Annotated in this window: 8 protein-coding genes and 1 pseudogene; 8 read left to right on the forward strand and 1 reads right to left on the reverse strand. The window is 71.0% G+C overall.

Annotated elements, in window-relative coordinates; genetic code table 11:
- Positions 1-17 precede the first annotated feature (17 nt).
- From JK363_RS40715 to JK363_RS40735, 5 genes are all read left to right on the forward strand, one after another.
- Entirely contained in the window at positions 18-542 is a 525-nt protein-coding gene (locus JK363_RS40715) for a GNAT family N-acetyltransferase (protein WP_201883373.1), read from the forward strand.
- A gap of 61 nt (positions 543-603) precedes the next feature.
- The gene (locus JK363_RS40720) at positions 604-891 is read left to right on the forward strand and encodes a DUF4229 domain-containing protein (protein WP_201883374.1); all 288 of its coding nucleotides are present in this window, start codon (positions 604-606) and stop codon (positions 889-891) included.
- A 371-nt stretch (positions 892-1,262) separates the two neighbouring features.
- On the forward strand, positions 1,263-2,609 hold the full coding sequence (locus tag JK363_RS40725) for a dicarboxylate/amino acid:cation symporter (protein ID WP_201883375.1): 1,347 nt from the start codon (positions 1,263-1,265) through the stop codon (positions 2,607-2,609).
- 98 nt (positions 2,610-2,707) lie between these two features.
- Positions 2,708-3,418, forward strand: a complete 711-nt coding sequence (locus tag JK363_RS40730; RefSeq protein ID WP_201883376.1) for a TetR/AcrR family transcriptional regulator — start codon at positions 2,708-2,710, stop codon at positions 3,416-3,418.
- A 143-nt stretch (positions 3,419-3,561) separates the two neighbouring features.
- Positions 3,562-4,005: a cupin domain-containing protein gene (locus JK363_RS40735; protein ID WP_201883377.1), complete on the forward strand. Its 444-nt coding sequence runs from the start codon at positions 3,562-3,564 to the stop codon at positions 4,003-4,005.
- A 97-nt stretch (positions 4,006-4,102) separates the two neighbouring features.
- On the opposite strand, the gene JK363_RS40740 is transcribed toward JK363_RS40735, so the two are convergent.
- Positions 4,103-4,306, reverse strand: a complete 204-nt coding sequence (locus tag JK363_RS40740; protein WP_014178671.1) for a cold-shock protein — start codon at positions 4,304-4,306, stop codon at positions 4,103-4,105.
- A gap of 356 nt (positions 4,307-4,662) precedes the next feature.
- Between JK363_RS40740 and JK363_RS40745 the strand changes: the two genes are divergently transcribed.
- The 3 genes and pseudogenes from JK363_RS40745 to JK363_RS44525 all read left to right on the forward strand — a co-directional run.
- Positions 4,663-5,538 carry a menaquinone biosynthetic enzyme MqnA/MqnD family protein gene (locus JK363_RS40745; protein ID WP_372444958.1) on the forward strand — a complete coding sequence of 292 codons (876 nt, stop codon included), beginning with the start codon at positions 4,663-4,665 and terminating at the stop codon, positions 5,536-5,538.
- A 69-nt stretch (positions 5,539-5,607) separates the two neighbouring features.
- Positions 5,608-7,455 (forward strand): serine/threonine-protein kinase, encoded by a 1,848-nt coding sequence (locus JK363_RS40750; protein ID WP_201883379.1) that lies wholly within the window; start codon positions 5,608-5,610, stop codon positions 7,453-7,455.
- Positions 7,456-7,720: 265 nt separating this feature from the next.
- Positions 7,721-7,849, forward strand: a pseudogene (locus JK363_RS44525) (dehypoxanthine futalosine cyclase); the annotation flags it as partial.

Genomic DNA, 7,849 nt, shown 5'->3' on the forward strand with positions numbered 1-7,849 from the left:
CTGGCTATCGTCGGCACATGCCACTGACGTTCGAACTCGACCCGCCCGTCACCCCCGAACTGCGCGACGGGATCTGCGCGCTGTGGGCCGACACCTCGAACGCCGGCGGGGCGGTCGGCTTCGTCCCGCCCGTCACCGTGGACGACGTACGCGCCGAACTGGTCAAACACCTGGTGGCGATGGCCGAGGACCGCGCCCGGCTGCTGGTCGGCCGCGACGAGGACGGCACGGTGGCCGCGACCGCCGTCCTCGGCCTCAACACCCACCGGCTGATGCGCCACTGGTGCTGGCTGTTCACCGTGATGGTCCACCCCGCCCACCAGGGCAGCGGATACGGCCGCGCCCTGATGGCCGCGGCCGAGGAGGCCGCCCGCGGGCTGGACGGGATCACCGGGATACGGCTGACCTGCCGCGGCGGCCGCGGTCTGGAGCGGTTCTACGGCGCCTGCGGCTACCAGGAGGTCGGCCGGGTACCGGACGCGATCCGCGTCGCGGAAGATGAGTTCCGCGACGACATCACGATGTGGCTGCCGGTGAATTGATCGAAATGCGGACGTGCTTCACTGGGAGGGAAGTATCTCCCCGGCAGAAAGAAGACCAGCCGTGTCACTCCAACCGAGCGCCACGTTCCGCTACTCCCTGATGCGCCTGGGGATCTTCGCCGGTTCCTTCCTGGTCATCTGGGCGCTGGTCTGGTTCCACCTGGTCCCCTCCGGTCTCGGCCGGTCGAACCTGTTCTGGGTGGCCCTGCTCGCGCTGATCGTCTCCGCCCCGCTCAGCTGGGTGCTGCTGCGCAAGCAGCGGGAGGACATGGCGGTCCAGGTCGCCGGACAGGTGGACCGGGCCAAGGAGCGGCTGGCGGCGAACCAGAGCCAGGAGGACGGCGTCTGACCGGCGCCGCACCGGCCGCGCTGTAACCCTCCTCACACCACCGACACCGCTTCGGCACGCCCTGGAGGGCAGCATCCGCTGTCCTCTAGGGCGTTGTTGTGTTCCGGGCCGGGTCCGGGGCCTTCCCTGGGGTCAAAGATATTCTTTGGGTTCCCCAAAGTATCGGTGTTAATGTACTCGCCATGAAGACAGCAGCCGCGCCCCGTATCGCAGCGAGCGTTCCGCTCGTGGCGCGCCTGCACATCGATCTTTGCCGCTGCCTGTCCGCGGCCTGTCGCCGCCGCTGACCTTCCTCACCTCCAGCGGCCGGAGATCCCGTACGGACTCCTGGCTTTTCTTCGCCCTCTTTGACTTCCCTCGGAGTGTGTCCGTTGTCGTCCGTCCCCGAGACGTCGTCCCCGAAGACGTCGTCGTCCTTCCGCCTGCCCAAGGTCCCCTTCTGGGCCCAGATCCTGCTCGGCCTGGTGCTGGGTGTGCTGCTCGGCTGGGTCGCCCGCAGCGGCGACGTCGGCTGGCTGGTCACCACGCTCGACAAGATCGGCACGATCTTCGTCCAGCTGCTGAAGCTGGCCGTCGCCCCGCTGGTCTTCTTCGCGATCCTGATATCGATCACCAACCTGCGGAACGTCAACAACGCCGCCCGGCTGGCGACCCGCACCCTGCTGTGGTTCATGGCCACCTCGCTGATCGCGGTCGCCATCGGCCTGACCATCGGTCTGCTCACCAACCCCGGCTCCGGCACCGACCTCACCCCCAAGGACGGCGCCAAGCCCGAAGAGGCGGGCTCCTGGCTGGACTTCCTGACCGGCATCGTGCCGACCGACGTCGTCACGCCGTTCACCGAGCTCAACGTCCTCCAGATCGTCTTTCTCGCCGCCGTGGCGGGCGTCGCCGCCCTCCAGCTCGGTGAGAAGGCCCAGCCGATCCTGAACCTGAGCCAGTCGGTGCTGGAGCTGCTCCAGAAGGCGCTGTGGTGGGTCATCCGCCTCGCCCCGCTGGGCACCCTCGGCCTCATCGGCTTCGCCATCGCCGAGTACGGCTGGGACCTCATCGGCAAGTACGCGACCTTCACCGCCGATATCTACATCGGCTGCGCGCTGGTGATGTTCGGCGTCTACCCGCTGCTGCTCTCCACGGTCGCCAAGGTCAACCCGCTGAACTTCTTCAAGGGCGCCTGGCCCGCCATCCAGCTCGCCTTCGTCTCCCGCTCCTCGGTCGGCACCATGCCGCTGACCCAGAAGGTCACCGAGCGCCTGGGCGTCCCCAAGGAGTACGCCTCCTTCGCGGTGCCGTTCGGCTCCACGACGAAGATGGACGGCTGCGCCTCGATCTACCCGGCCATCGCCGCGATCTTCATCGCCCAGATCTTCGACGTCCACCTGGGCATCGGCGACTACCTGCTCATCGCCTTCGTCTCGGTCATCGGCTCCGCCGCCACCGCGGGCCTCACCGGCGCCACGGTCATGCTGACCCTGACCCTCTCCACGCTGGGCCTGCCCCTGGAGGGCGTCGGCCTGCTGATGGCCATCGACCCGGTCCTGGACATGATGCGCACCGCGACCAATGTGGCCGGCCAGGCGCTGATCCCGGTCCTGGTCTCGGCCCGGGAGAAGATCCTCGACCGGGATGCCTACGCCCACGCCTCCGCGTCCCCGCTGGACGACCCGGACGCAAGCGGCCAGGCGGACCCGGCCGAACCCCAGCTGGCCGCCGCGTAACTCCGCGTCCCCACACCGCGCTTCGGCCGCGCCCGCGATGCCCCCGGACCACACCGAGGTCCGGGGGCATCGCGGCTCTGGATAGGCTCGTCGGCGATATGTGTGCGGGGGCACGATCGAAGAGGGGGCGGTCCTGCGTGGGCGGGGCGACGAGGGGCAAGCGCGTACCACGGGCGGTGCGGGAGCAGCAGATGCTGGACGCGGCGGTGCGGGCGTTCGCGCGCAGCGGCTATCAGCACGCGTCGATGGACGACATAGCGGAGCTGGCGGGGGTCTCCAAACCTCTGGTCTATCTCTATCTCCGCTCCAAGGAAGAGCTGTTCGCGGCGTGCATACGGCGTGAGGTCGCGGCCCTGGTGGCGGCGGTGCGGGCCGCCGTCGAGCGCGGGGCGCCCGCCGACCGCCAGCTGTGGAGCGGCCTGAGCGGGTTCTTCGCGCACACCGCGGCCCATCCGGACGGCTGGACGCTGCTGCATGTCCAGGCCCGTACGCACGGACGGCCCTTCGCGCGTGAAGTGGCCGCGATGCGCGAGGAGTTGGTGACCTTTGTGACCCAGCTGCTGGCCGCCGCGGCCCGGGACAACGCGGCGCGGGACCAACTGGCCCGCGCGGATGTGTCCGCGATCGCGCACGCCCTGGTGGGCGCGGCGGAATCGCTGGCCGACTGGGCGGGTGACCAGGGCGGGCCGTCGGCCCAGGAGGCGGCGGCGACTCTGATGGACTTCGCCTGGGCCGGGCTGGGCAATGTGCTCAGGGGAGAGGGATGGTCGTGTGAGGCCGTGTCCCACCAGGCGGCCTATGACGGATGACGCGCTGTCATCCGTCGCTGCGCCGGGCGCACGGTCACCCGATCGGGCGCGCGCGTCCGCGGGGCGCCGCCGCCGTCCTCCGCGCGCTGGCTTAGTCTCAACGGGCCCGGTCGGACGTGTGAGAGCGGTGAGGGAGCATGGCCATGAACCGTCGGCCCGCCACGGCCGAATGCCTCGGCCTCCGGCCGCACCCCGAGGGCGGCTGGTACCGGGAGACCTGGCGCAGCGAGGTCTCGGCCCGGCTTCCGGGGTACGCCGGTGAGCGGGCGACGGCCACGGCGATCTACTTCCTGCTGACTCCGGGCGAGGAGTCCCGCTGGCATGTGGTGCTCTCGGCGGAGCTGTGGATGTGGCACCGGGGCGGTCCGCTGCGGCTGCTGCTGGGCGGGGCGGGTGAGCGGCCGGAGGCGGATCAGCCCACCGAGGTGGTGCTGGGGCCCGATATCGCTGCCGGGCAGCGGCCGCAGGCCGTCGTACCGCGGGGGGTGTGGCAGGCGGCGCGTCCGGCGGCGGACGAAGAGGTCCTGGTGAGCTGTGTGGTCTCACCGGGTTTTGAATTCGCCGATTTCCGCATGCTGGAAGACTGAGGGCGGACCCGGCGCGGATAAGGACCGAAGCCGGAAAAGGCAGGAGCCCCGCTCCTCCGCCGGTGCGGAGAAGCAGGGCTCCTTGGGTACTGCTAGATCAAGCCGCGCTGACGTTCTCGGCCTGCGGGCCCTTCGGGCCCTGGGTGACGTCGAAGGTCACGGCCTGGTTCTCCTCAAGGGAGCGGAAGCCAGACGCGTTGATCGCGGAGTAGTGAACGAAGACATCGGGGCCGCCGCCGTCCTGGGCGATGAAGCCGAAGCCCTTCTCGGCGTTGAACCACTTGACGGTTCCGGTAGCCATAAGCCCTCCTTGGGCCAAAGGGTTGCCCTGCTCCAGAACCTGCAAGAAGTCTGAAAACTACAAAAGCCCGCGGTTACATGCTCCGCAGGCTCTGTACTGCAAGGGAAACCAAACTGCAACTTGCGGCGAGCTTAGCACGCTGCGTGTGCGAAGGGAAAGAGCCGAAGATCACGAACACGAGGGGTTTCCGGCCGCTGGAGAGTGGATAGGACCCCAGGTCGTGCGCCTGCCGCCCGGGAATCGCGGGGACAGCGCGCCACCCCGCCGCCGCCGTGGGCGCCGCGCGGGGCTAGCCTCCGCACGTGGACATTTCACCGAGTTCCCCCTCGCGGAGTACACAGGGTGACTCCGAAGGCATCACGGCCGATGACGGTCACCCGCGCAGCCGCCCGAGGGTGGGCCACATCCAGTACCTCAATTGCCTGCCGCTGTATTGGGGGCTCGCCCGGACCGGCTCGCTGCTCGACGTCGAGCTCACCAAGGCGTCGCCCGACGCACTGAACGACATGCTGGTCCGCGGTGACCTCGACATCGCTCCGATCAGCCTGGTCGAGTATCTGCGCAACGCCGGCGACCTGGTGGCGCTCCCCGATATCGCGGTGGGCTGCGACGGGCCCGTGATGTCCTGCGTGATCGTCTCGCAGCTGCCGCTGGAGCAGCTGGACCGGGCCCGGGTGGCGCTCGGCTCGGCCTCCCGCACCTCGGTACGCCTGGCCCGGCTGCTGCTGGCCGAGCAGTACAAGATCACGCCCGATTACTACACCTGCCCGCCCGACCTCAGCCTGATGATGCAGGAGGCCGAGGCGGCGGTGCTCATCGGTGACGCCGCGCTGCGCGCCAACCTCCACGACGCGCCCCGGCTGGGCCTTCAGGTCCATGACCTCGGCCAGATGTGGAAGGAGTGGACCGGGCTGCCCTTCGTCTTCGCGGTCTGGGCGGTCCGCCGCGACTACCTGGAGCGGGAGCCGGTGATCGTGCGCAAGGTGCACGAGGCGTTCCTCGAGTCCCGGAACCTCTCGATGGAGGAGGTCGGCAAGGTCGCCGAGCATGCGGCGCGTTGGGAGGCCCTGGAGGCGCCGGTGCTGGAGCGTTACTTCACCACCCTCGACTTCAGCCTCGGCGAGGCGCAGCTGAAGGGCATCGCCGAGTTCGCCCGCCGGACCGGACACGACTCGGGCTATCCGGCGGACGTACGGGTGGAACTGCTGCACAACCCGGCCTCCGGCGTCTGAACGGGCGGCTGGGCCGCCGTCCCGGCTCCCGCCTAAGCTGGACCGCGCCGTCGAGGGGGAGGTACCGCCATGGATCCGCTGGGAGCGGACGACCCGCGGGCCATCGGCGCCTACCGGCTGCTCGGACGGCTCGGGTCGGGCGGTATGGGCCGGGTCTACCTGGGGCGCAGCGCCGGAGGGCGCACGGTTGCGGTCAAGGTGGTGCACGCCCACTTCGCGCTGGACGAGGAGTTCCGCGCCCGTTTCCGGCGCGAGGTCGAGGCCGCGCGCCGGGTCGGTGGCTCCTGGACCGCGCCGGTGCTGGACGCCGACCCCGAGGCGCAGGTGCCGTGGGTGGCCACGGGCTATGTCGCGGGGCCCTCGCTCAGCCGGGCCATATCCGACGAGGGGCCACTGCCCGAGGCGTCGGTACGGGTGCTGGGGGCGGGGCTCGCGGAGGCCCTGGGCGCCGTGCACGCCCTCGGCCTGGTCCACCGCGACGTCAAGCCGTCCAATGTGCTGCTGGCCCTCGACGGGCCGCGGTTGATCGACTTCGGAATCGCCCGCGCCACCGACGGCACCGCGTCGCTCACCTCCACCGGCGCCTCCATCGGCTCGCCCGGCTATATGTCGCCCGAGCAGATCCTCGGGGAGACCGTCGGCGGCCCGACCGATGTCTTCTCGCTGGGCTCGGTGCTGGCGTACGCGGCGACCGGCGAGGGCCCCTTTCCGGGCGACAGCTCCGCGGCGCTGCTGTACAAGGTGGTCCATGCCGAGCCCGTGCTGAGGACGCAGCTCACCGGCGAACTGCGCGACCTGGTGGCCGCGTGCCTCGCCAAGAACCCCGCCGACCGCCCCACCACGGAGCAGATCGTCCGCCGGCTGGCGCCGGAGGGCGGTGCTTCGGGGCTCGTACGGTCCGGCTGGCTGCCGGGGACGCTGGTCGAGCGGGTGAGCAGACAGGCGGTGGAGCTGCTCGATCTGGAGGCGGAAACGGAGGATCCGGAACCGCCCGCCAGCCGGGAGGAGCCGCCCGCGACCCCGAAACCGGCGGCCGCGCAGGAATCCGCGGTGCAGGAATTCGCGGGGCAGAAACCCGCGGTGCGGGAACCGGCCGCCGAGGAGACGTCCGCCACCGGCCCGGACGGGCCGGCCCCGGCCCGTCCCTCGAACCCGCCCACCGCCGGATCGTCGGCCCTGGGCACGTTCGGGCCCCCGGACCCCTCGTACACGGGCGGGCCTCCCGGCCATGGGCCCGCCGACCGCCCCACCCCGCCGCCGTCCTACCCCGTCCCGGCCTCGGCATCGCCGGTCCCGGCACCCCCGGCCGCGGCACCGGAACCGGGCCGCGGCATCGCGCTCAGCGCGTCCGTCGGCGGCCGGAAGCGCCCCAAGGCGCTCAGCTGCACCCTCGTCCTGTCCGTCGCGGGCGCCCTGGCCGTCGCGACGACCGCCGCGGTGGTCTTCGACGTCCTGCCCGGCAGCGACAAGAAGACCAGCGCCGGTCGCGACAACGCCGACACCCCGCCCGGCGGCGGATCGTCCGGCTCGCCGTCCTCCCCGACGGAGTCCGGCAACGGCCCGGGCGCGGTCCCCAAGAAGTTCCTCGGCACCTGGCGGGGCGATCTCACCTCCGACTCCGGCATCCCCGTGGGCACCATGACCATCACCTTCCGGCAGGGGCGCGTCGGCGAGCAGGTCGCCAGCGGCCGGGTGACGCTGTCGGTGCTGCGCTGCGACAGCACCTGGAAACTGGTCTCCGCCGACTCCGGCGAACTCCGTCTCGACGCCGAGCTGAAGCGGAACGCACCCCAGGAGGGATGCAGCGACGGCTCCACGGAAGAGCGGTTCACCCTCGTCAAGGGCGACGCCCTGCGCTACCGCGCGAAGGACGATCAGGCGGGCGATCCGAGCGGCACCCTGCGCAGGCTCCGCTGAGCGCTCCGCGGGAGGTGCCGCGCGGTGCCGTCGTGCGTCTGCGGCTGCCTCGTGGCCGGCAAGCCGCGCCCACGCGGCGGAGCCGCACATCGACACAGCCCCGCGCCCCTTCGGGGCGCAACCCGAACCGCACCGGACTTCAGCGAGTCCGCTGAGGCACGGCCCAGGGCTCGCGGCGGCAGCGGGACATGCCCCCTCGGCGGCGTACAACCGCTGGCGTACGCTGAGTCGGTCCGCCCGTAAATCCTCCGAAAGGTACGCCCCGGTGACCGCATCCGCAGAGTTGCAGGGAGTCCTCGACCGCGCCGCCGACGGGGGGCGTATCACCCCGGAAGAGGCGCTTGAGTTGTATCGGTTCGCGCCGTTGCATGCGCTGGGTGCGGCTGCGGATGCC

This window comes from Streptomyces coffeae (assembly GCF_016741875.1).
In the GTDB taxonomy this organism is placed as follows: Bacteria; Actinomycetota; Actinomycetes; order Streptomycetales; family Streptomycetaceae; genus Streptomyces; species Streptomyces coffeae.